This window comes from Amycolatopsis sp. NPDC004368, from assembly GCF_053602515.1.
The window spans coordinates 66,931-88,138 of the sequence record NZ_JBSGDT010000011.1 but is presented as its reverse complement, the minus strand read 5'-3'; the positions used below and the strand labels follow the sequence as shown (position 1 = coordinate 88,138).

Annotated in this window: 24 protein-coding genes; 8 read left to right on the top strand and 16 right to left on the bottom strand. The window is 70.8% G+C overall.

All coding sequences use genetic code 11. The annotated features are described in order from the left end of the window. Positions 1 to 51: 51 nt before the first annotated feature. Positions 52 to 744 (top strand): RraA family protein, encoded by a 693-nt coding sequence (locus tag ACWEOE_RS18050; protein WP_452010484.1) that lies wholly within the window; start codon positions 52 to 54, stop codon positions 742 to 744. A gap of 144 nt (positions 745 to 888) precedes the next feature. Further along, positions 889 to 1,032 (top strand): hypothetical protein, encoded by a 144-nt coding sequence (locus tag ACWEOE_RS18045; RefSeq protein WP_452010196.1) that lies wholly within the window; start codon positions 889 to 891, stop codon positions 1,030 to 1,032. Here the strand turns inward: ACWEOE_RS18045 and ACWEOE_RS18040 are convergent. The 8 genes from ACWEOE_RS18040 to pucL form a co-directional block, all read right to left on the bottom strand. Next, positions 1,019 to 2,119, bottom strand: coding sequence for a glycerate kinase (locus tag ACWEOE_RS18040; protein ID WP_452010194.1), 1,101 nt, complete (start codon positions 2,117 to 2,119; stop codon positions 1,019 to 1,021). The genes ACWEOE_RS18045 and ACWEOE_RS18040 overlap by 14 nt on opposite strands. Beyond that, a complete protein-coding gene (locus tag ACWEOE_RS18035) occupies positions 2,116 to 2,493 on the bottom strand; it encodes an allophanate hydrolase-related protein (RefSeq protein WP_452010192.1) in 378 nt (125 codons plus the stop codon). The genes ACWEOE_RS18040 and ACWEOE_RS18035 overlap by 4 nt, the downstream gene beginning before the upstream one ends. 42 nt (positions 2,494 to 2,535) lie before the next feature. Further along, positions 2,536 to 3,978 (bottom strand): NCS2 family permease, encoded by a 1,443-nt coding sequence (locus ACWEOE_RS18030; RefSeq protein ID WP_452010190.1) that lies wholly within the window; start codon positions 3,976 to 3,978, stop codon positions 2,536 to 2,538. A 191-nt stretch (positions 3,979 to 4,169) separates the two neighbouring features. Beyond that, positions 4,170 to 4,652, bottom strand: coding sequence for a nucleoside deaminase (locus ACWEOE_RS18025; RefSeq protein WP_452010187.1), 483 nt, complete (start codon positions 4,650 to 4,652; stop codon positions 4,170 to 4,172). 23 nt (positions 4,653 to 4,675) lie between these two features. After that, entirely contained in the window at positions 4,676 to 6,985 is a 2,310-nt protein-coding gene (gene pucD, locus ACWEOE_RS18020) for a xanthine dehydrogenase subunit D (protein WP_452010185.1), read from the bottom strand. Further along, positions 6,982 to 7,452 (bottom strand): (2Fe-2S)-binding protein, encoded by a 471-nt coding sequence (locus ACWEOE_RS18015; RefSeq protein ID WP_452010183.1) that lies wholly within the window; start codon positions 7,450 to 7,452, stop codon positions 6,982 to 6,984. Before ACWEOE_RS18015 ends, pucD begins: the two co-directional genes overlap by 4 nt. Beyond that, complete coding sequence (locus ACWEOE_RS18010; protein ID WP_452010181.1) at positions 7,443 to 8,327, bottom strand: FAD binding domain-containing protein; 885 nt, start codon at positions 8,325 to 8,327, stop codon at positions 7,443 to 7,445. The genes ACWEOE_RS18015 and ACWEOE_RS18010 overlap by 10 nt, the downstream gene beginning before the upstream one ends. 14 nt (positions 8,328 to 8,341) lie before the next feature. Then, positions 8,342 to 9,214: a factor-independent urate hydroxylase gene (pucL, locus tag ACWEOE_RS18005; protein ID WP_452010179.1), complete on the bottom strand. Its 873-nt coding sequence runs from the start codon at positions 9,212 to 9,214 to the stop codon at positions 8,342 to 8,344. A gap of 166 nt (positions 9,215 to 9,380) precedes the next feature. Between pucL and ACWEOE_RS18000 the strand changes: the two genes are divergently transcribed. The 4 genes from ACWEOE_RS18000 (at position 9,381) to ACWEOE_RS17985 (ending at position 12,271) form a co-directional block, all read left to right on the top strand. Beyond that, positions 9,381 to 10,919, top strand: a complete 1,539-nt coding sequence (locus ACWEOE_RS18000; protein ID WP_452010177.1) for a helix-turn-helix domain-containing protein — start codon at positions 9,381 to 9,383, stop codon at positions 10,917 to 10,919. A gap of 95 nt (positions 10,920 to 11,014) precedes the next feature. Beyond that, on the top strand, positions 11,015 to 11,275 hold the full coding sequence (locus tag ACWEOE_RS17995; RefSeq protein WP_452010175.1) for a hypothetical protein: 261 nt from the start codon (positions 11,015 to 11,017) through the stop codon (positions 11,273 to 11,275). Continuing rightward, positions 11,262 to 11,669 (top strand): Scr1 family TA system antitoxin-like transcriptional regulator, encoded by a 408-nt coding sequence (locus ACWEOE_RS17990; RefSeq protein ID WP_452010173.1) that lies wholly within the window; start codon positions 11,262 to 11,264, stop codon positions 11,667 to 11,669. Before ACWEOE_RS17995 ends, ACWEOE_RS17990 begins: the two co-directional genes overlap by 14 nt. 143 nt (positions 11,670 to 11,812) lie before the next feature. After that, a complete protein-coding gene (locus tag ACWEOE_RS17985) occupies positions 11,813 to 12,271 on the top strand; it encodes a Scr1 family TA system antitoxin-like transcriptional regulator (RefSeq protein WP_452010170.1) in 459 nt (152 codons plus the stop codon). A gap of 16 nt (positions 12,272 to 12,287) precedes the next feature. On the opposite strand, the gene ACWEOE_RS17980 is transcribed toward ACWEOE_RS17985, so the two are convergent. From ACWEOE_RS17980 to ACWEOE_RS17970, 3 genes are all read right to left on the bottom strand, one after another. Then, positions 12,288 to 13,022, bottom strand: coding sequence for a pyrimidine reductase family protein (locus ACWEOE_RS17980; protein ID WP_452010167.1), 735 nt, complete (start codon positions 13,020 to 13,022; stop codon positions 12,288 to 12,290). Beyond that, on the bottom strand, positions 13,022 to 13,891 hold the full coding sequence (gene folP, locus ACWEOE_RS17975; RefSeq protein ID WP_452010165.1) for a dihydropteroate synthase: 870 nt from the start codon (positions 13,889 to 13,891) through the stop codon (positions 13,022 to 13,024). The genes ACWEOE_RS17980 and folP overlap by 1 nt, the downstream gene beginning before the upstream one ends. A 118-nt stretch (positions 13,892 to 14,009) precedes the next feature. Further along, on the bottom strand, positions 14,010 to 14,309 hold the full coding sequence (locus tag ACWEOE_RS17970; RefSeq protein ID WP_452010162.1) for a YciI family protein: 300 nt from the start codon (positions 14,307 to 14,309) through the stop codon (positions 14,010 to 14,012). Between the two features lie 214 nt (positions 14,310 to 14,523). Here ACWEOE_RS17970 and ACWEOE_RS17965 point away from each other — a divergent pair, with 214 nt between their 5' ends. Then, positions 14,524 to 15,408: a hypothetical protein gene (locus ACWEOE_RS17965; RefSeq protein ID WP_452010481.1), complete on the top strand. Its 885-nt coding sequence runs from the start codon at positions 14,524 to 14,526 to the stop codon at positions 15,406 to 15,408. On the opposite strand, the gene ACWEOE_RS17960 is transcribed toward ACWEOE_RS17965, so the two are convergent. The 3 genes from ACWEOE_RS17960 to ACWEOE_RS17950 all read right to left on the bottom strand — a co-directional run bounded on the left by ACWEOE_RS17960 (position 15,384) and on the right by ACWEOE_RS17950 (position 18,011). Further along, entirely contained in the window at positions 15,384 to 15,947 is a 564-nt protein-coding gene (locus tag ACWEOE_RS17960; RefSeq protein WP_452010159.1) for a TetR family transcriptional regulator, read from the bottom strand. The two genes, ACWEOE_RS17965 and ACWEOE_RS17960, sit on opposite strands and share 25 nt — an antisense overlap. A 39-nt stretch (positions 15,948 to 15,986) precedes the next feature. Continuing rightward, positions 15,987 to 17,093, bottom strand: coding sequence for a DNA alkylation repair protein (locus ACWEOE_RS17955; RefSeq protein WP_452010157.1), 1,107 nt, complete (start codon positions 17,091 to 17,093; stop codon positions 15,987 to 15,989). 81 nt (positions 17,094 to 17,174) lie between these two features. Beyond that, a complete protein-coding gene (locus ACWEOE_RS17950) occupies positions 17,175 to 18,011 on the bottom strand; it encodes a hypothetical protein (protein ID WP_452010154.1) in 837 nt (278 codons plus the stop codon). Positions 18,012 to 18,131: 120 nt separating this feature from the next. Here ACWEOE_RS17950 and ACWEOE_RS17945 point away from each other — a divergent pair, with 120 nt between their 5' ends. Next, complete coding sequence (locus ACWEOE_RS17945) at positions 18,132 to 19,658, top strand: AMP-binding protein (protein ID WP_452010153.1); 1,527 nt, start codon at positions 18,132 to 18,134, stop codon at positions 19,656 to 19,658. Here the strand turns inward: ACWEOE_RS17945 and ACWEOE_RS17940 are convergent. After that, complete coding sequence (locus ACWEOE_RS17940) at positions 19,655 to 20,692, bottom strand: LLM class flavin-dependent oxidoreductase (RefSeq protein WP_452010150.1); 1,038 nt, start codon at positions 20,690 to 20,692, stop codon at positions 19,655 to 19,657. The two genes, ACWEOE_RS17945 and ACWEOE_RS17940, sit on opposite strands and share 4 nt — an antisense overlap. Further along, the gene (locus ACWEOE_RS17935) at positions 20,692 to 21,204 is read right to left on the bottom strand and encodes an SRPBCC family protein (protein WP_452010479.1); all 513 of its coding nucleotides are present in this window, start codon (positions 21,202 to 21,204) and stop codon (positions 20,692 to 20,694) included. The genes ACWEOE_RS17940 and ACWEOE_RS17935 overlap by 1 nt, the downstream gene beginning before the upstream one ends. Positions 21,205 to 21,208: the final 4 nt, after the last annotated feature.

Genomic DNA, 21,208 nt, shown 5'->3' with positions numbered 1-21,208 from the left:
GCCGACAACACAGCGATCTCGCACGCCTCGGCGGAGCCGAGGGAAACAACACTGCAGCGCCGTTTCGAGACGCTGACCACCGCGCACCTCACCGACGGCTGCATCCGCGCCCGCCTGCAGGTGCGCTGCGCCCCGGCGGGAACCCGCTCCGCGATCCCGGGCGGCCGCCTCGCGGGGCGGGTGCTGCCGGCGCGACACGCGGGCAGCGTCGACGTCTTCCTGGAAGCCCTGACGAACGCCGAACCGGGGGATGTCCTCGTGGTCGACAACGGCGGCCGCGTCGACGAGAGCTGCGTCGGCGACCTCGTGGCCATCGAGGCCGCCACGGCGGGCGCGTCGGGCATCGTGATCTGGGGCCTGCACCGCGACTCCGCGGACCTGCGCGCCATCGGCCTGCCGGTCTTCAGCCTCGGCTCGATACCCACCGGCCCGCTCACCCTCACCGACCGCGCCGCGGACGCCCTCGACTCCGCCCGCGTCGGCCAGTGGGAAGTCACGCCAGCCGACCTGGCCTTCGCCGACGACGACGGCGTGGTCTTCGTCCCGGCCGCCGAAGCCGACGACGTCTTCCGCCTCGCGGAGTCCATCCGCGACACCGAGCGCCGCCAGGCCGACCTCATCCGCACTGGCACGACGCTGCGCGAGCAGGTGGACTTCGCCGCCTTCCTGCGCGCCCGCGAAACCAACCCGTCGCTGACCTTCCGCGACCACCTGCGCTCCGTGGGCGGGGCGATCGAAGAGTAAGCACCCCCGCGCGCGGTCGTTGCCCCCAGAACCGCCGCGGTGCCGGCGCATTCACCCTGAACCCGACTCACAGTCAGGACGTTCGAGCACTCCGGCGACCCGCCGGCAACGCCGACGTCTCGACTTCGAAGCCGTCCACTGGCGGTGAAGGGCGTCGGCGCGGCGGTGATCGTCGGCGTCCTCGCGGTGATCGCGAACGCGGTCTTCAACGCGATCGGCGTGCGGGCCACCGATCTGCCGATCATCTCGACAAGCTCCCGTGACCCACGCCTGGTCAACCCACCGTGATGTGCTCCCGAGCCAGCCCCTCCGCCAATCGCCGCAACAACGGCGTCGCCTCGGTCATGCAGCGGGCCGGGTCCGGTTCCAGGTCCGTGAGGGTGTGCACTCCCGCGAAGCCGGCCGCGCGCCATTCCACCGGGGGCAGGAGGCAGCGACCCGCCACGGCGACCGTGGGGACGCCCGCGGCGGTAGCGGCGCGCAGCACGCCGACGGGAGCCTTGCCGTGCAGGGACTGGGTGTCCAGTGAGCCCTCCCCGGTGATCACCAGCCGTGCGTCGCGGACGGCGGTGGCGAAGCCCAGCAGGTCGAGGAGCAGGGAAATACCCGGGCGGACGCGGGCGCTCAGAGCCGCGAGGGCCGCGAAACCGACCCCACCGGCTGCGCCGGCGCCCGGGACGGCGGCGAAAGACGAGCCCAGCACGGAGGCCCAGCGACGCAGTCCTGCCTCCAGCAAGGCGAGGTCCTCACCGGAGGCGCCCTTCTGCGGACCGTACACCGCCGCCGCGCCGGAAGGGCCCAGCAGCGGGTTGTCCACATCGGACGCGAGGGAGATGTCCACGGAGGGTAGGTCCGAAAAGTCCACTGTGGATACCGACGCAAGGCCAACGCCACCATGAGGCACCGTGGCACCGGAAGAATCCAGCACGCGCGCCCCCAGCGCCATCAGCATTCCGGCACCGCCGTCGGTGCAGGCGCTGCCGCCGACGCCGAGGACCACACGGGACGCACCGGCCGAGACGGCCGCGGCGATGAGTTCGCCCGTGCCGTAGCTCGAAGCCGTGAGCGGCGCGGGCAGCCCGCCCGGCAACCGGTGCAGGCCCGAAGCCTCGGCCAGCTCCACGACGGCCACCGGACCCCGCAGTGCGAAGAACGCCGTGATCCGCCGGCCCGTGGGCCCGGAAACGCGCACCGGCACACGGCGGAAGCCCGCGGCGACGGCGGCGGCCACCGTGCCGTCGCCGCCGTCCGCCACCGGGAGCTCCCGCACGGGTTCGCCGGGGAGCACCGACCGCAAGCCCGCCGCCACCGCGGCGGCGACCTGCGCCGCCGTCAGCGAGCCCTTGAACTTGTCCGGGGCGACCAGCACCGTCACGACGCGGACCGGAACGCCCGCCAGTCACCGATTTCGGTGATGTCGCGCAGTTGCACGTGCGAGGTCTGCGGCCGGCGCAGCAGCATCGCGAACGCCGAACTCCCGTCGGCCAGCTCGATCACGCCCAGTTCGAGCTCGGGTGGTTCGGCGGGCAACACGCGGTCGCGCAACGCGTCGAGCGACAGGTCGTACACCTCACCCGCCACGGCGCCGCCGCCGTGCGCGACCGGGACGAGCGCCGGGCACTGGCCGCCCACGGAGTAGAAGCGGTACTTGGGCGCGGTGGTCGTGGAGGCCACCAGCGGAGCGCCGTCGAGCAGGTGGTGCAGCGGTTCGCCGCGCATGGCGCCGCCGTTGAGGAACATCAGGGCCACGACAGGGTCCTTTCCTTACGAGCTACAACACAGCCCTACGAGCTACAACACAGCTTTGACGAGGTCGATTCCGAAGTAGACGACGAACACGAGCGCCAGCACGGTGAGGATCCAGCCGGCCTCGCGCCACTTGCCCTTGAACGTCTTGATGAGCACGAACGCGATCAGGCCCGCGCCCACCCCGTTGGTGATGGAGTAGGTGAACGGGATCAGCGCGACGGTGAGGAACACCGGGATCGTGTAGTCGCTGTCGTGCCACGGGATGTTGCGGCACTGGGCCACCATCATCCCGCCGATCACGACCAGCGCGGGCGCCGCGGCCTGCGCCGGGACGATGCCGGCGATCGGGGTGAACAGCAGCGTCGCCGCGAACAGCACGCCGGTGACCACGCTCGCGAGCCCGGTCCGCGCACCCTCCCCCACGCCGGCCGCCGACTCCAGGAACACGGTGTTGGGCGAGGAACCCGAGAGCCCGCCGGCGATCGCGCCCGCGCCGTCGACGAACAGGATCCGGCCCATCCTGGGCACGCGGCCGTCCTTCGACAGCCCGGCTTCGGCCGACACACTCGTGATTGTGCCCATCGCGTCGAAGAAGCCCGAGAGCACCAGCGTGAACAGGAAGATCGTGGCGGTCAGTGCCCCCGCCGAAGCGAAGCCGCCGAACAGGTCGATGTGGCCGAGCAGCCCGAAATCCGGGACCGCTACCACGTGGCTGGGCAGCGTCGGGGTGGTCAGGCCCCAGTTGCCCACGCCCAGGCCGTCGTGCAGCACGACGGCGAGCACAGTGGACACCGCGATGCTGATCAGCACCGCGCCCGGCACCTTGCGGGCCATCAGCACCGTCATCAGCAGCAGGCCGAAGCAGAACACCGCGATGGGCCAGCCGTCGAGGTGCCCGTCGAGCCCGAGGCGAACGGGCACGGTGGACTCGGCCGAGTCCGGGGTCCGCGTGACGAACCCGGCGCTGACGAGGCCGACGAGGGCGATGTAGAGCCCGATGCCGACCGTGATCGCCATCTTGAGCGGCCCCGGAATCGCGTTCATGATCCGTTCCCGGATCCCGCTCACCGCCATGAGCACGATGCACACGCCTTCGAGCACCACCAGCCCGAACGCCTGGGGCCACGTCATCGCGGGCGCCATCTGGAACGCCACGATGCCGTTGATGCCGAGACCCGCGGCCAGCGCGAGCGGCGCGTTGCCGACGAGTCCCATGAGGATGGTCATCACCGCGGCCGCCAGCGCCGTGGCCGTGGTGACCTGCGCGGCGCTGAGCTTCGCGCCGGTGATGTCGGCCGAAGCGCCGAGGATGAGCGGATTGAGCAGCACGATGTAGGCCATCGCGACGAACGTCGTGAGGCCACCCCGCACTTCGCGCCCGACGGTGGTGCGCCGGGCCGTGAGGTCGAAGAACCGGTCCAGGAAGGACTTGCGAGCCGGTCCTGGAGCCGGGGTCACAGCGTCGTCGATGTGTACCTGGGTCATGCGTCGTCCCCTTGCCGGTGGGTGTGCTTCACCGCGCCCCGCATTCGGACGGGGCGTGAGAGAAGCCTGACGAGGTATGGGTTTTTGGTGCTCCGGTCAGCACCGGGCCCGGGTCCGGGCTTCCGGTGAAGGGCGCTTTCGGTATCGGACACTGCGGGGCCGGTCCGGGGAGAACCGCCGGCCCCGCGCGCCTAGTAGTCGACGCGGTCCGGCCGGTCCAGCCAGGCGTCGAACGGGGCGAAACCGTCCTTCAGGGACAGCCGGGAAACGGGTACTTCCCAGGTTTCGCGGGACTTTTCGAACAGTTCGTAGAACGCGCGGTCGTCGAACCCGGCCTTGGCCGCGTCGTGGCGGTCGGCCGCGAAGACCACGCGGTCGACGCGCGCCCACAGCGCCGAGGCCAGGCACATCGGGCACGGCTCGCAGGAGGACACGAGCACGCAGCCGTCGAGCTTGAACGTGCCGAGTGCCTGGCAGGCGGCGCGAATCGCGACCACCTCGGCGTGGGCGGTCGGGTCGAGCGAGGGCGTGACGCGGTTGACCCCGGTCGCGATGATCTCGCCGTCCTTGGCGATCAGCGCACCGAACGGGCCACCGCCGTCGGCGACGTTGCGGGTCGCGATGCGCACGCTTTCGAGCAGCCACTCGTGTTCGGCGTCGATGGACAAAGTCATTTCGCTTGTACTCCCAACGGTGTTCAGGTTCCGGTGATGTGCTCGGGCCGGATCGGGACCCGGGGCAGCTCGAGGCCGGTCGCCGCGCGGATGGCGTTGGCGATCGCCGGCGTCGAGGAGATCGTGGGTGGTTCGCCGACGCCGCGCACGCCGTAGGGCGCGTGCGGGTCGGGCCGCTCCAGCACGTCGATGCGCATGGGCGGCATGTCCAGCACGGTCGGGATGAGGTAGTCGGTGAACGACGGGTTGCGCACCTTTCCGTCCACCACCTGGATCTCCTCCATCACGGCCAGCCCGAGGCCCTGCGCGGACCCGCCCTGGATCTGGCCGATCACCGCGTCGGGGTTCATCGCCTTGCCCACGTCCTGCGCGCAGTCGAGCTGCACGACCTTCACCAGGCCGAGCTCCACGTCGACGTCCACCACGGCGCGGTGCGCGGAGAACCCGTACTGCACGTGGGCGTCGCCCTGGCCGGTCTCCGGGTCGAGCGGGTAGGTCTTGCGGTGGTGGAACTCCCGCGTCTCCTCCACGATCTCGTCGCCGAGCAGGTCCGCCAGGGACGCCACGACCTCACCGTCGGCGGCCACGACCTTGCCGCCGGACAGTGACATGCCGGTCGCGGAAAGCCCCAGCCGGCGCTCGGCCAGGGCGTACACCGCGTCGGCCACCGCCCGGCACGCGTTGCGCACGGCGCCGCCGGTCACATACGTCTGCCGCGAGGCGGAGCTCGACCCCGCGTCGCCGACGCTGGTATCGGCCGGGTGCACGGTGACCCGCGGCAGGCCCAGCTCGGTGCGCGCGATCTGCTGCTGCAGCGTCACGAGCCCCTGGCCCACCTCGGCCGCGGCCGTGTGCACCATCGCCACCGGCTCGCCGCCGATCACCTGCAGCCGCACGCGGGCGGTCGAGTAGTCGTCGAGGCCCTCGGCGTAGGAGATGTTCTTGATGGTCACGCCGTAGCCGACGCCGCGCACCACACCTTCGCCGTGGGTCACATTGGACGCTCCGCCGGGCAGGTCGCGAATGTCGGCCTCACCGGTGCGCTCCGGCGGCAGCGGCATGGCCTTCAACCGCTCGATCAGCTCCGCCACCGGAGCCGGGAAATCGACGAGCTGGCCCGTGACGTTCGTGGACCCCTCGCTCATCGCGTTGCGGATCCGCAGGTCCGCGGCGTCCATGCCGAGCGCGGCGGCGAGTTTGTCCATTTGGGACTCGTACGCGTAGGTCGGCTGCACCGCACCGAGACCGCGCATCGCGCCGCACGTCGGGTTGTTGCTGTACACGCCCCAGCCTTCGACCTTCGCGTTGGGCACGTTGTACGGCCCCACGCTGAGCGTCGTGCCGTTGCCGACCACCACGGGCGTTTTCGACGCGTAGGCCCCGCCGTCGAAGTAGAGGCGCGCCCGCACGTACACGAGATCACCGTCGCGCGTGGCACCGTGCTCGTAGTACATCTTCGCCGGGTGCCGGTGCACGTGGCCGAAGAACGACTCTTCGCGGTTGTAGACCATTTTCACCGGCCGGCCGGTGCGCAGCGCGAGCAGGCACGAGTGGATCTGCATCGACAGGTCCTCGCGACCGCCGAACGCACCACCGACGCCGCTGAGCGTGAGCCGTACCTTCTCCAGCGGCAGGCCGAGCGCCCGCGCGGTCTGCTTCTGGTCCACGTGCAGCCACTGCGTGGCGAGGTAGAGGTCCACGCCGCCGTCGTCGTCGGGCACGGCGAGGCCGGACTCCGGGCCGAGGAAAGCCTGGTCCTGCATGCCGATCTCGTACACCCCGGACACGACCACGTCGGCCTTCGCCTCGGGGTCGCCCTTCACGATGCGCTGGTAGCGCACGAGATTGCCGCCCGGGTGCAGCTTCGGCAGCGTGTCGTCGTGGGCCGCGCGCTCGGGGTCGGTGACGGGTTCGAGCACCTCGTACTCGACCACGATGTGCTTGAGCGCCTGCCGCGCGATCTCCGGGTGGTCGGCCGCGAGGATCGCCACCGGCTCACCCTGGTAGCGCACGCGGTCCTCGGCCAGCGCCGGTGTGTCCTGGTACTTCAGGCCGTAGACGTTCTCACCCGGCACGTCCTCGTGCGTCAGCACCGCGTGCACGCCGGGCTGCGCCAGGGCCTCGGACACGTCGAGGCGCACGATCCGCGCGTGCGGGTGCGGGCTGCGCAGCGTGGCGCCCCAGAGCATGTCCTCGTGCCACAGGTCGGAGGAGTACGCGAACTCCCCGCGCACCTTGAGCGTGCCGTCGGGCCGCAGCGCGCTCGTGCCGATGCCACCGCTCACGGTGTCGGCCAGCTCCTGCGGCGAACGCGCCGGGGCCGGGCGGGTCATGACTGCTCCTTCCGCGTGGCCGCGAGCCGGACCGCGTCGAGGATCTTCTCGTACCCGGTGCAGCGGCACAGGTTGCCGGCCAGGGCCTCGCGGATCTCGGCGTCGCTCGGGTTGCCGGTGCGCGCCACGAGGTCGTGGGCGGTCACGAGCAGCCCGGGCGTGCAGAAGCCGCATTGGACGGCTCCGCACTCCACAAAGGACTCCTGGATCGGGTCCAGCTTCTCGCCCTCGGCGAGGCCTTCCACGGTGCGCACCTCGCGGCCCTCGGCCTGCCCGGCCGCGACCAGGCAGGCGCACGCCGGCACCCCGTCGAGGTAGACCGTGCACGAACCGCATTCGCCCTGTTCACAAGCGTTCTTCGAGCCGGCGAGACCCAGTCGCTCCCGCAGCACGTAGAGCAGGCTCTCGCCTTCCCAGACGTTGTCCGCCTGGCGCTGCTCGCCGTTGACGGTCACGTTCACGCGCATTCCGTCCGCCTCCCTCCGCAGTATTCGGTCCAGGCCCAGCCGAGCGTCCGGCGTGCCAGCACGCTCAACGCGTGGCGGCGGTACTCGGCGCTGCCGCGCACGTCGTCGATCGGCGCGGCCGCGGCGGCCACCAGCTCCCCGAAGCGGCGTTTCACCGAATCGGTGAGCGCGCGCGGGCGGTCCCACTGGTCGTCGGCCGCGAGCTCGCCCGCGAGGAACTCCTCGGCGTCGAGCGCGCGCCGCGGCGTCGGGGCGGCCGAGCCGACACCCGTGCCGACCCTCCGCTGCTCAGGGTGCACCGCGAGGCCGAACGCGCAGACCGCGATCACCATCGCGTTGCGGGTACCCACTTTGCTGAACTGCTGCGGCCCGCTCGCCGGTGCCAGGTGCACGGCCGTGATCAGCTCGTCGGGTTCGAGCACGTTGCGCTTCACGCCGGTGTAGAAGTCCTTCGCCGCCACGCGCCGGGAGCCCCGCACCGACGCGATCTCCACCTCGGCGTCGGCCGCCAGCAGCGCCGGGTGCGAGTCACCTGCGGGCGAGGCCGCGCCGAGGTTGCCGCCGACGCTGCCGCGGTTGCGGATCTGCGGCGAGCCCACCGTGCGGGCCGCCATCGCGAGGCCCGGCAGCCGGTCGCCCAGCTCGGTGATGATCCGCGTGTACGGCGTCGCGGCCGCGATCCGGATGCGGCCCTCCTCGACGTCGTGGCCGCGCAGCGCGCTCACCCGGTTGAGGTCGAGCAGCGCCGACGGACGGCGGTGGTCGAAGTTGATCTCCACCATCACGTCGGTGCCGCCGGCGATCGGCACGGCGTCGGGGTGTGCCGCTTTGGCTTCGAGGGCCTCGGCGAGCGTGGCCGGGCGCAGGAACTCCACTGTCTGCCTCCGTCTCAGGTCCAGGCCGGCCCGGCGGGCGGCGCGTCGTCACGCAGCACGGTGCCCTCGATGAGCCCGTACGGCCGGTCGGCGGCGTGGAAGACCTCACCGGGGTTGTCGAGCCCGAACGGCGAGAGGTCGGTGAGGAAGTGGTGCTTGTTCGGCAGCGACAGCCGCACCTCGACGATCTCGGGCACGGTCTCGAGCACCCGCGAACCCATGGCGTAGAGCGTCTGCTGCAGCGACTGGCTGTGCGTTCCGCCGAACGCGTCGAGCAGCGAAGCCAGCGCCGTGTCGTACGCGCGGGCCCAGTCAACCTCCGAGCCGGCGAAGCGCCAGCTCGCGTTCACGGCCGTGGCGAGGATGCGGTCCTTGGTCTCGGGCAGCGTGGTGTAGCCGTCGCGCGGGAAGCCCCAGAACTCCGAGCCGGTCGTGTTGAGCACCGTGAGGTCCTCGACGCCGCCCAGCACCCAGGTCAGCTCGCCGTCGAAGTACACGGTGGTGGTGCGGGTGCCGCCACCCGAGCGGGCGAACGAGTGGTGGGCCGGCTGCCCGCCGACGGTCAGCCGCTGCCACGCGTACGACTCGACGCGCACGCGGGCACCGTGGATGCTCTCCTGCGTGGTCACGAAGTGGCGGGCGAGGCGTAGCGCGTAGTCCTCGATCTCGCCGACGCCTTCGCGGGCGAACGCGAACACCGTGTTCTTCTGCGTGTCGGTGGCCAGCACCTTGTCGTTGGCGCCGGTGAGGTGGGTGTCGCTCATGTCGCCGGACAGCGAAACGCTCACGTTGAGGTCGGTGATCCGGTGCTCGTCGCCGTCGCGGTCGACGCGTACGACCCGGTTCTCCGCCTTTCCGTAGCGGTTGTCGCCCAGAACGATCGCCATGGTGGTCCTTCCCTTCGTTCGTCGGTCAGTACACACGCCGTGACGTGGCGCGGACCACGGCAGATCCACCGAAACCGGGTGGGCGTCGGGGGTGGTTTTTCGTAGGTTCCTCCAAACGACCGCGGCGCCGGCGTGTGCGCTACTGGAGCCTGGAAGGAGGTGCCGCGTGCGGCTGGGTGCGCTGCTGGACACACCGGAGCTCGGGCTGACGCTGCTCACCGGCGCTTCGGCGCTGGACCGCGAGTTCGGGCGCGTCTTCCAGGCGACGCTGCAGGACCCGACCAGGTACCTGAGCGGCGGCGAGATCGTGCTGTGCGGGATGCGCTGGCTGCCCGGGCCCGCCGAGGCCGAGGAGTTCGTGGGCGTGCTGGCGGCGGCCGGCGTGGTCGCATTGGGCGCCGGCACGGCCGAGGTCGGCGGGCCCGTGCCCGAGCACCTGGTGGAGTCGTGCCGGCGCGTCGGGCTGCCGCTGTTCGAGGTGCCGCTGTCGGTGTCGTTCGCGACCGTGACCGAGCGCGTTGTTCTGGGCCTGGCGGCCGAACGCTCGACCCCCGCGCACGACTCGCACCGCCGCTTGGTCGCTGCCGTGACCGGCGGGGAAGGACTGCCGGCGTTGGTTTCCGCGGGCGCTCTCGAGCTGGGCGTCGACTGCTGGGTCCTGAGCGCGACCGGCCGCCTGATCTCCGGCACGAGCACGCTGTCCGCCTCCCGGTGCGCCGCCCTGGCCCGCCGCTTCCTGCGCGCCGAACGCATGCCCCTCACCGTGCCGGGCGACGACGGACCCGTGACGCTCCTGGCCGCCGCCAGCCGCTCCGGCCACCGCGTGGCCAGCTGGTTCCTGGTCGCCGACGGTGACCTCGGCCGCTGGCCGCCCGCTCGCCGTGAGCTCGCGCTGGAACTGGCGCCGCTGATCGGCCTCGAACGCTCCCGCGTCGACGAAGCCAAACGCATCGAAAACCGCGCCGCCGAGCCGTTGCTGCGGCTGGCTCTTTCCGACGACGCGTCCGTTTTGGATTTGACCGCTCGCCTCTCGGCCCTCGGCTTTCCCACCCACGCCCCCGTGGCGACCCTGTCGGCCTCCGTCACCGGCGGCGGCCCCGGCCTCACGCAGGTCCTGGTCGAGGAGCTGCTGGCCTCGGATCCGGGGCCCACACTGGTGGCCACTGTGGACGGTGAGACCTTCGGGTTGTTCCCTGCCTCCGGAGGTGTTGCTTCGGTGCTTCGTGAGTCCGTCAGCGCTCTGGAGCCCGCCCTGGGGTCCGCCCGGTTGGCCGTGGGCCTGTCCCGCGCCCCGGACGCCGCCGGCCTGCGCGCCGGTCTCCAGGAGGCCCGCCACGCGCGCACCCTGGCCGCGCTCTCGCCCGCCCGCGCTTCGGTCCTGGCGGGCGACGAGGTGGCTTCCCATCTGCTGTTGCTGGCGGCCGTCCCGGACGACCTGCGCCGCTCGTTCGGCACGAAGGTGCTGGGACCGGTGCTGGCCTACGACGCCGCGCACGGGTCGGAGCTCTTGTTGACGTTGAAGGCTTTTCTGGAGCATTCGGGCTCGTGGACCCAGACGGCGGGGGCGTTGCACCTGCACGTGAATACGTTGCGGTACCGGATTTCCCGTGTTTCGGAACTGACCGGGAGGGATTTGGGGAGGTTCGCGGATCGGGTGGATCTTTATCTGGCGGGGTGTTTCACCCAGGACTGGGGCTGGTCCTGACGGTTCCACGTCGGCTTGCGCCGCCACCGCCAGAATTTGTCAGCAAGGTCAGCAGAGCTGATCTTGCACAGGAGATAGTAGCGGAGGGCGGCACCGTGGACGGCTTGGATTGGCGATCGAGACTGATCACTCCGGCGCGGGCGCTGGATGGGCATCCCGCGCAGGTCGTGGTGGGGCAGGTCGTGCGGGCGGGGGTGTTCTTCGCGGCGGCGCAGATCGACACCGAGGCGCCGGTGCTCCTGCGTCCCCAGGCGGTGAACGAGCTGATGGCCAACATCCGCCAGGTCGCCGATCACAACACCGCCCAGGGTCATCACTCGCACGAATCCCGCGCACCTGGTTGTGTACTTCGGTGAAGCCGCTATTCGATTGATCAATGGTGGCCTCGACATCTGGATCGATCAGCTTCGATATTTGCTTGAGATGGCTGAGATGCCGAACATTGAGTTCCATTATGTGCCATTCGATGCCGGTTGGTCACCTATCCAGGGTGAATCATTCACCGTGATCGAATCTGATACGGCTCCACCCGTTGTAAACCTGGAGGTGGGGCGCAGCGGGTTGATGCTGACCGCTGAAAAGGAGGTGCGGCGTTCGCCTGATTCGGTGTCCGCGATCCGGGAGCGGGTCGAGTGCGAAGCCGGCTGCACCCCGCCAGACGCGCCGGCAACCCGAACCGCAACCCGAACCACCAGCCCGAAGACCGCGCCCCGAGCGACGAGCCCCCGAAGGGACCCCGGTGAAGACTGACACCCGCGCCACCCCGCCCGGGATTACGCGCGGCTGCGCCTGCTCGCGGCCAGCAGCCACAGCACCATGCACGCCGAACACTTCGCCGCCGGGTCGGTGCGGATGGCGTCGACGTATGAGCAAGCGGCGACCACCGTCACCGAGTGGTGTCCGGTTTTCCTCCCGCTCCGGCTGCAGGAGCGCGGCTACCGGTGGGAGATGCTCGAACACACCACGCCACCCGGGCAGAGTCCGGAAAGCCGGGTCTTCGAGCTGGCCGCCGGCCCCGCACCAGGCCGAGCGAGGCTCGACGACCCGGTGATCAGTCGCGATGCGCTGGTCTCGCAGCACCAGCACCTGCTCGAGGTCCTCGCCGAGAACCGCGAAGCGATCCGGGTCCTGGCCACCGACCAGCAGGACCTGCCGGGGTTCACCGTCTACGCACGACCGGCCGGACCCCGACGGTCGCGTTGCGCCACGCGCACACCACCGTCTACCTCACCGATGAAGAGGCGGTCGCGAACTACGCCGGGGAGCTCAAGTCCTTGCTCGGCCAGGCCCTGTCGCTGGCCGACACCGAGGAGTTCCTCGCGAACCGGCTGCGACGGCTCAGCTCGGCGTGACGTCCACTACGGACGATCAGTGGCGCAGCAAGTACCGCAGCAGCAACGTTCCGTCCTGCTCCAGCACCGAAGCCAGTTCGATCCGCGCCGGGTCGATCGCGTCGCCGAAGGCCGGGCGGGGGGCCTTGCCCGCCACCAGGAAGGGCGACAGGGTCAACCGGAACTCGTCCACCGCATCGGCGGCCAGCAGGGAAGCGAACAGGTGCGGGCCGCCCTCGCAGTCGATGCGGGTGAGGCCGCGGACGGCCAAGGCGGTGACCGCGGCGCCGAGGTCCACGCAGTCCTCGCCGGCCACGAGGACGTCGGCGCCCGCGGCGGACCAGGCGGCGCGCAGGTCGGGGTCGGTGGCGGCGTGGGTGATGACGATGGTGGGCACGAGCGCCTGCGTGATCACCGGGGCGTCCGGGCGCAGCGAGCCACCGCCGGTGACCACGGCGACCGGCGCGATCGGGGCCAGGCCGTGGCGGCGGCGCCGATCGGCGGAGTGCTCGTCGGGGCGCATGCCCCGGAAGCCCTCGAGCAGGGCGGTGCCGGCGCCGACGAGCACCACGTCGGCGAGGTCGTTGCCCAGGCGGTAGATCACGCGGTCGGCGGGCGTCGACAGGGCGGCCGAGCGACCCTCGACGGTCACGGCGCCGTCGGCACTCGACACGAAGTTCACCACGAGCCACTTTTCGGGCGCGCGGTAGGCGTAGAGCGCCTCGAGGTCGGCCTCGGCCAGGTCGCGGGTGCCGGGGAAGATTTCACGCATCAGACGGACCTCACCACGTGCGCGGGCGGGCGCGTGCCCGCGATACTGGCCACCATCTCGGCCACCTGCCGCGTCTCCGCGACCTGGTGGGCGCGGAACATCGCCGCCCCGTGCAGCGCCGCGACGGCCGTGGCCGCCAGCGTGCCGATCACGCGCTCGCCGACGGGCACGCCGAGCGTCTCGCCGATCACGTCCTTGTTCGACAGCGCCATCAGCACCGGCCAGCCCGTGTCCACGAGCGCCTGTGTGTGCCGCATCAGCTCCAGCGACTGGTAGGAGTTCTTGCCGAAGTCGATGCAGGGGTCGATCATGATCCCCTCGCGCGGCACCCCGCGCTCCAGCGCGCGCCGGGCGAGTTCGGTGGTGCCGTCGATCACGGAGCCGACCACGTCGTCGTATACGGGCTTGGCGGCTTCGGTGCGCGGCGTGAGGCCGTTGGTGTGCGAGCAGATGTAGCCCGCGCCGTGCTCCGCCGCCACGTCGAGGATCTCGGGCTCGTAGGCCGCCCAGTTGTCGTTCACGATGTCGGCGCCGGCGCGGCAGACGGCGTCCGCGACCTCGGCGCGATAGGTGTCGACGCTGATCACGAGGTCCGGGAACGTCTCGCGCGCCCATTCGACCGTCGGCACCACGCGGGCGATCTCCTCTGCCGCGGTGACCTCGGGGCCCTTGCCGGCCGGTACACCGCCGATGTCGATGAGGTCCGCGCCCTCGGCGCGCGCACGGCGGATCGCCTCCTGCGCGCGGGTCTCGAGGAAGGTCGCACCGTTGTCGTAGAACGAATCGGGGGTGCGGTTGACGATGGCCATCACCAGCGCGCGATCGCTGGTGAGGCGGCGGCCTCGGAAGACGAGGTCGGGCGTGTGCATGGCTTCTCCCGTACCGGAACGTCGGTATCCGAGATCATAGGCGAGCACACGGCGGCGTTACGGCGGGCAGGTGGCGGGCGACAGCGGTCGGAGGCCACCTGCTCCCGGGCCGGCGACTTCAGGAGGCGAGTGCCTCGTTGATGGCGTGGAGTTCGTGGGAGGTGCGCGTGGCGGAGAATTCGATCACGGTGTAGTGCGCGAGGCGCTGGACCACGAGCGGGTCGGTGGCCAGCACGGCGTCCAGCTTGCCGCGCAGGCACGGGCGGGTGAGGATGACCTGGTCATGGTCGGTGTCCCCTTTCCCGGAAACGAGGAACAATCCGCGGGAGAAGTGGGTGCGCAACCACTCCGCGTGTTCCGCCAGGGCGTAGTCGACTTCGTTTCGAGGCGCCGTGTAGGCGAGCAAGGCTATGTACATCTCTTCAGAGTAGAACTCGACCACCCCACTCGCATCCTCCCGCGGAGTGGCACCTCCCACGCGTTAACCAGGAATTGCAATGGGTTCTTTACGTTCTCTTTTTTGGGGTTTTTCCACCGGACGGCGTACGTAAATCTGCGTACGCGGGTGTCGACGGGGACACGACGACGAAACGTTGTCGCAGTACCAAGCTGAGGTCATGACTCAGCCGATGATGAACGCCGTGAGCCGCATCTGGCGGGACGGCAGACGTGTGGAACGCCTCGCATACGTCGTGGGGGCGGTGCTCCTCGCGAGCGGTGTCGGGAACGCGGTGGTGCTGCTGGCGACCGGCGGCACGTGGCTCGGACCGCTGTCGCTGCGCAAAGCGGTGACGTTCGGGTTGTCCTTCGGTCTCACCCTGGTTTCGGTGGCGTGGGCGACTTCGTACGTGAGGCTGCGGCCGCGGACTCGCGCCGGATTGCTGGGCGCGTTCCTCGTGGCGTGCGTGGCGGAGGTCGTGCTCGTGACCACGCAGGCGTGGCGTGGCGTCCCGTCGCACTTCAACTTCGAAACCGGCTACGACACGGTGGTGTCGATGTCGCTGGCGGCCGGCGGCGGCGTGATCGTGGTGACGGCGCTCGGGTTCACGGCCGCGGCTTTCCGTTCGCCGGGCGGGATGGCGCCGAGCATGCTGGTCGCCGTGCGGTTCGGCCTGCTGGTGCTGATGGTCGCCCTCGCGACAGGCGCCGTGATGATCGGACGCGGCGTGACCGAGGCCCGCGGCGGCGCGGCGGAACTGGCCTACACGACCGCGGGTTCGCTCAAACCCCTGCACGCCGTGGCCATGCACGCGATCCTCGTGCTGCCCGCGATCGCGTGGCTGCTGCGCTTCACCGGACTGTCCGAACGCGCCCGCCTGCGCGTCGTCCGGATCGCGGTGGCCGCCGACGCCGTGCTCACCGCCGTGATCGGTTTCGAGGCCTTCGCGGGAATTCCGCCGTTCGAAGCGCCGTGGGGTTTTCTCGCGCTGTCCGGGCTGGCTTCGGCCGTTTTGGCGGGCACCATTGTTTTTCCGTTGATTACGGGGAAAAGCTATTTCAGCGCGAGCAATCCCTGAACCGCGTCGACCAGCGTCTCGCGCCGGCCTTCGCGGCCAGTCGGCAGGTGCGGTCCGAGTTCCGGATTGGTGCTGTGCCACGCCGCGGAAAGCGCTTGGATCAGCACCAGCAGCTGCACGGGCGAAAAGTGCCCCGGGATCCCGCCCTCGCGCTGCGCCCGCCCGATTTCCCGCAGGCGCACGTCGTTGACCTCGCTGATCGCGGCGAGGTGCTCGGCGTCCGAGCGCTCGAGCCGATACCACGTGGAGAGCCGCAACGTCTCGGGGTGCGCGTCGAAGTAGTCGAACGCGCGCCCGGTGTACCCCGCGAGGTCGTCGGCGTCGAACGGCACCGCCTCGAAGAACGCCGCTGTCCGCTCGTCGAACACGGCGTCGAACAAGCCCTCCTTGCTGCCGAAGTAGGAGTAGATCATCGCCTTGTTGCACTTCGCCGCCGCGGCGATCCGGTCCACCCGTGCGCCCGCGATCCCGAACCCGGCGAACTCGGTGGTCGCGGCTTCGAGGAGCCGGCGTTTGGTTTGTTCCGCGTCGCGTGCCATGGGATCAGGTTACCGACTGGTTGGTTGGCTTCGCGAACGTCAGGTCAGCAGCTCGAAATCCGCCTTTCCCAGCGACGTGCCGTTGACCTGGATCTCCAGCGCGTGCGGGCCCGGGTGGTACACGCGGGTGGTGATCAAGCGGAACGAGTGCGTGCGGGCCAGCGGCAGCTCGGCGCCCGGTTCCAGGAGGCGGGTGGTGAGCTTGAAGGCCTTCGGTGTGGTGGTGCCGTTGGCTTTGCGGTGGTGCACGACGTAGTCGACGACCAGGTTGACCGCCGAGGCGCCCGTGTTGCGCAGTGTGCCGGTGAAGGCCAGCTCGCCGCCGATGGAGACCGATGGCGCGGACAGGAGCGGGCCGTCGAAGGTGATGCCGTCGGGTGGGGCGAAGCCGAGCAGGGCCAGGGCGCCGGGGTCGCCCTGCTTGATCAGGGTGCGCAGGCCGTGGCGCACGAGCTGGGCCGTGGGTTTGTCCGCCGAGGATCCGGCGGGGCCCAGCCAGCGCGCCGCGGCGGCCACGGCGACTTCGGGCCGCGCGCGGCTCATGTCGTTGAGGTGGTTGGCGACCGAGCGGCGCACGTAGGCCGACTCGTCGCGGTGCAGGGCGTCGAGGATCGGCGCCGTGACGCCCGGGCGCGCCGAGATCGCCGCGACGCGCCGGGCCCACGGCAGCAGCGGCCGCGTGCCCTCCGAGGCCAGCCGGCGGACGTGCTCGGACGGATCATTCGTCCAGGCCAGCACCTTCGGCAACGCGCGGTCGAGGTCGGCGTCGAGCAGCGGCCGGATGGCGAACTCGGCCGTGAGCCGTGGGGTGAGCAGCGCCAGCAGGTCGAGCGCCGCGTCGAAAGCCGGGCGGCCGCCGTCTTCCAGCGCCCGCGCCGAAGCCGCTTCCGAAACCGGCCAGGTCATCCAACCGGTGAACGAATCGTCGGCCAGCGCCCGGTGCACCACGTCGGCGAGCTCGCGGTAGCCGCCCGGCAGGTCGGCCAGCACCGCGTCGCGCACGGCGTCGGTCCGCTGCCGCAACCCGAGCCCACCCAGGCGGACCCGCCGTAGCTCCCCGAACGCGACGCCGGGCGCCGCCGCCTTCAGCGACCTGAGCAGCCCCCTCACGACGGCGTCGTTGAGCATCTCGTCGGCCAGCGGCATCCGCTTCTCCCCTCGTGAACGCGCCCCCACGGCGCGCTTCACCCAGTATGCGGAGAGCACCGACAAAACCGGCGGGACGGCCTACCGCCTGCTCGAACCGCTGTCGTGCGTGAACTCCCGCACGGCCTCGTCCGCCTTGTCGAACGCGGTCCGCGCCGCCGCGAGATCCTTGGCGGCGTGGGCGGCGCGTTCTTCGGCGTCGGCGAGGCGTTCGCGGAGTTCGGCCACGCGGGCGTCGGCCTGTTCGGCGATGCGTTCGGTGCGCACGAGCATCCGTGAGGCTTCCGCGCGTTCGCGGGTGGCGGCGGAAGCCTTGCGTTGCCACTCTTCCCGGGCGACCCGTTCGCGTTCGCGGTCCTTTTCGGACTTCTCCAACCGGGATTTTTCTTTGGCCGGAGCGGATTTCTTGGCCACTGCGGTCTTTTTGCCCGAGGCGGCCTTCTTCTTCCCCTGAACGGAAGGCAACGACAACCACTGATCCGCGTCCTGGTGCGCCACCGACGTCAGCCGCCCGGCGAGCACCAGGCGCGCGACGGCAGGGTCGGCCACCATGGTCTCCAGTGTCTCCTCCACCTCGCGCGCCACGGCGTCGCTCAGGTCCGGCGCGTCGCGCAGCACGGAGCGGACCAGCGTGGCCCGCCGTGCCGCCAGCTCCCGCAGCTGGTCGCCGGCCAGGCCGGCGTGGGCTTCGCGCAGGCGGTCGCCCAGCTCGGCCAGCTCGGTCAGGGCCGGGGAACCGTCGCGGGCCAGGCGGTTGACGAAGAAGGCCGCCGTGGTCGGTTTGCGCAGCGCCTGGATACGGCCGGCGAGCTCGGCGTCCCCCTCCTTCTTGGCCGCGCGCGACGCCGCGGTGCGGGATGCGACGAAGTCGGCGGGCGAACCCGCGTAGAGGTCGTCGGCGACGCTGTCGAAGTCCACGTCACCACGGAACCACATCGGTAGTCCGAACGCGACGCGTCACGTACGGTGGACCGCGGAACCTGCAGGTCCGCGGGCACTGACGACGCACGCCCCGCAACGACGCGAAAGGATCGGCCCGTGTTCTACGACCTCGCTGTGCGCGATTTCCTCGACCGCGCGGAGACGGTGTACCCGGACCGGATCGCGGTGGTCGACGAACCCGACCAGCCCGCCGCTTCGTGGGGCGCGGTCACCTACCGCGAGCTGGCCCGCCGCGCCCGTGCGCAGGCCGCGAACCTCGACGCGCTGGGCGTGTCCGTCGGCGGGCGCGTGGCCATCGTGTCGCACAACTCGGCGCGGCTGCTCACGTCGTTCTTCGGGGTGTCGGGCTGGGGCCGCATCCTGGTGCCGGTGAACTTCCGGCTCGCCCCGGCCGAAGTCCGCTACATCGTGGAACACTCCGGCTCCGACGTGGTGCTGATCGACCCCGAGCTCAAACCGTTGCTCGACGCGGTCACCGCCAAGCACGTGTTCGTGCTGGGCCAAGACGACGAGCAGATCTTCGGCGGCGACGGCGACCCGCGGCCGTGGACGCCCGACGAATCCGCCACCGCCACGCTCAACTACACCTCGGGCACCACCGCGCGACCCAAGGGCGTGCAGCTGACCCACCGCAACCTCTGGCTCAACGCCACCACGTTCGGCCTGCACACCACGCTCAACGACAACGACGTCCTCCTGCACACCCTCCCGATGTTCCACGCCAACGGCTGGGGCATGCCGTACGCCGTGACCGGCCTCGGCGCGCGCCACATCGTGCTGCGCAAGGTCGACGGCACCGAGATCCTGCGCCGCGTGCAGGAACACGGCGTCACGATCATGTGCGCCGCCCCCGCCGTGGTCACCGCGGCGCTGGACGGCGCCGCGACCTGGGACGGCGAGATCCCCGGCCGCGACCGCGTGCGCATCGTCGTGGCCGGCGCGCCGCCGCCCACCCGCACGATCGAGCGCGTGCGCGCCGAGCTGGGCTGGGAGTTCATCCAGATCTACGGCCTCACCGAGACCTCGCCGCTGCTCACGGTCAACCGCTTCCGCTCGGAGTGGGCCGACCTCGACGCGCACGAGCAGGCCAAGCTCCTGGGCCGCGCGGGAGCCCCGGCGCTGGGTGTGCGCGTGTCGATCGACGCGGGCGGCGAGGTGCTCGTCCAGTCGAACATGAACCTCGAGGGCTACTGGGAGAACCCGGGCGAGACCGCCCGCGTGCAGGAAGGCAACTGGTTCCACACCGGCGACGGCGGCCGCTTCGAAGACGGCTACCTGTCCATCGCCGACCGCAAGAAGGACGTGATCATCACCGGCGGCGAGAACGTGTCGTCGATCGAGGTGGAAGACGCCCTGAACTCGCACCCGGCCGTGCGCGAGGCCGCGGTGATCGGCATCCCGGACACGAAGTGGGGCGAGCTGGTCACGGCGCTGGTCGTCACCGACGGCACCGAGGTCACCGCCGAGGACCTCATCACGCACTGCCGGCAGCACCTGGCCGGCTACAAGTGCCCGAAGCGCGTGGACTTCCTCGACGAGCTCCCCCGCACGGCGACGGGCAAGATCCAGAAGTTCAAGCTGCGCAAGCCGTTCTGGGAGGGACAGGACCGGCAGGTGAACTAACCGACCTGCCGCACGAGGTCCAGCGCCCGACCCAGGGTCTCCAGGCGAGCGTCCAGCGTGTCGCCCGACGGGTAGAGCCGCACGGTGTCGACGCCGGCGTCGCGCCACACGCGCAGCCGGGTGCGGACCATGTCCTCGGTGCCGATCAACGTGGTGCCCAGCACCATTTCGTCCGTCACCAGGGCAGCCGCGCCGTCGCGGTCGCCGCGCTGCCAGCGGTCGCGCACTTGCGCGGCGACCTCGGCCCAGCCCTGGCGGCTGTAGGCGTCGTTGTAGAAGTTGGTGCTCGCGGAGCCCATGCCGCCCAGGGAAAAGGCGAGCTCCTTTTTCCGATTGCCCACCATCGTGTGGAGTTCGTCCTCATCGGTGGCGAACGCGACCTCCGCGCCCTGGCACACGTCGAGGTCGCCCCGCTTGCGGCCGGACTTCGCGAGGCCCGCGTCGAGGTGGCTGAAGTACGCCGAAGCGCCTTCGGGCACGAAGCTGGTGCCCAACCAGCCGTCGGCGATCTCGCCGGTGAGCTCCAGCAGCTTCGGCGACAGGGTGGCGAGGTAGATCGGGATGTCCTCGTTCGGCGTCGTCGACAGGCGCATCGGCCGCGCCTCGCCGGGCAGCGGGATCTCGAAAGCCTTGCCGGAGAAGGAGATCTTCTCCCCCGCGAACGCACTGCGCACGATCTCGACCGTCTCACGCACCCGCGTGAGCGGCCTCGCGAACGGCACCCCGTGCAGCCCCTCCATGACCTGCGGGCCGCTCGGCCCGAGACCGAGGGAGAACCGGCCGCCGGACATGTCGGCGAGTGTCAAGGCCGCCTGCGCCACCGCGACGGGTGTGCGGACGCCGACCTGCATGATCCCGGAACCGAGCCGCAGCCGCGAAGTGCGCCCGGCCAGGAAGCCCAGCACCGACGGCGCGTCGGAGCCCCACGCCTCCGCGACCCAGCACACGTCGAGCCCGAGCTTTTCGGCCTCCAGCACGAACTCCAGCGTCTCCGGCCAGTTGTCGGAGCCCTGGACCGTGGTCGCGGTGCGCATCACCGCGCCGCCTCGACGCGGTCCTTGATCGCGGCGACGGTGGCGATCATCGCGTTCTCGAACTGACGCATGCGCACGAACACGATCTTCTGTTCCTTGTCCGGCATGCGATCGATCGCGAACGACAGGCCCGAGCGCGCCGGCCCCATCTGCATCCACTGCGTGAGCTTCGTGCCGCCGTTCTCGGGTTCGAGCGTGAAGCGCCAGGTCGCGGTGGGGTTCTCCGGGTCCTCCACCGCCCACGCGAACACACGCGGCTCCTCGCACTCGACGATGAACGACGTCGTCGACCACTCACCGAGCGCGTCGTGCTTGCTGTGGCCCACGAAGCTGCCGCCGAGCTTCGGACCGGTCGCGCCGCCGAGCCACTCGACGCGCTGGAGCTCCGCGCTCATCTCGGGCATGTGCCGCACGTCGGAGACGAAGGGCCACACGGCCTCGGGAGCGCCGTCGATCCAGGTGGCCGCCTCGGCCGTGGGCTTGTCCGCGTACCGCGCGCCGGTCCACTCCATCGTG

Excerpts from the sequence above, each read along its gene's own strand:
- pucD (WP_452010185.1), bottom strand. The coding sequence starts at position 6,985 with ATGACCCGCCCGGCCCCGGCGCGTTCGCCGCAGGAGCTGGCCGACACC.
- ACWEOE_RS17970 (WP_452010162.1), bottom strand. The coding sequence starts at position 14,309 with ATGTACATAGCCTTGCTCGCCTACACGGCGCCTCGAAACGAAGTCGAC.
- ACWEOE_RS17980 (WP_452010167.1), bottom strand. The coding sequence starts at position 13,022 with ATGCGTGAAATCTTCCCCGGCACCCGCGACCTGGCCGAGGCCGACCTC.
- ACWEOE_RS17935 (WP_452010479.1), bottom strand. The coding sequence starts at position 21,204 with ATGGAGTGGACCGGCGCGCGGTACGCGGACAAGCCCACGGCCGAGGCG.
- folP (WP_452010165.1), bottom strand. The coding sequence starts at position 13,891 with ATGCACACGCCCGACCTCGTCTTCCGAGGCCGCCGCCTCACCAGCGAT.
- ACWEOE_RS18015 (WP_452010183.1), bottom strand. The coding sequence starts at position 7,452 with ATGCGCGTGAACGTGACCGTCAACGGCGAGCAGCGCCAGGCGGACAAC.
- ACWEOE_RS18030 (WP_452010190.1), bottom strand. The coding sequence starts at position 3,978 with ATGACCCAGGTACACATCGACGACGCTGTGACCCCGGCTCCAGGACCG.
- pucL (WP_452010179.1), bottom strand. The coding sequence starts at position 9,214 with ATGGCGATCGTTCTGGGCGACAACCGCTACGGAAAGGCGGAGAACCGG.
- ACWEOE_RS17965 (WP_452010481.1), top strand. The coding sequence starts at position 14,524 with ATGAACGCCGTGAGCCGCATCTGGCGGGACGGCAGACGTGTGGAACGC.
- ACWEOE_RS18025 (WP_452010187.1), bottom strand. The coding sequence starts at position 4,652 with ATGACTTTGTCCATCGACGCCGAACACGAGTGGCTGCTCGAAAGCGTG.
- ACWEOE_RS17960 (WP_452010159.1), bottom strand. The coding sequence starts at position 15,947 with ATGGCACGCGACGCGGAACAAACCAAACGCCGGCTCCTCGAAGCCGCG.
- ACWEOE_RS17955 (WP_452010157.1), bottom strand. The coding sequence starts at position 17,093 with ATGCCGCTGGCCGACGAGATGCTCAACGACGCCGTCGTGAGGGGGCTG.
- ACWEOE_RS17940 (WP_452010150.1), bottom strand. The coding sequence starts at position 20,692 with ATGCGCACCGCGACCACGGTCCAGGGCTCCGACAACTGGCCGGAGACG.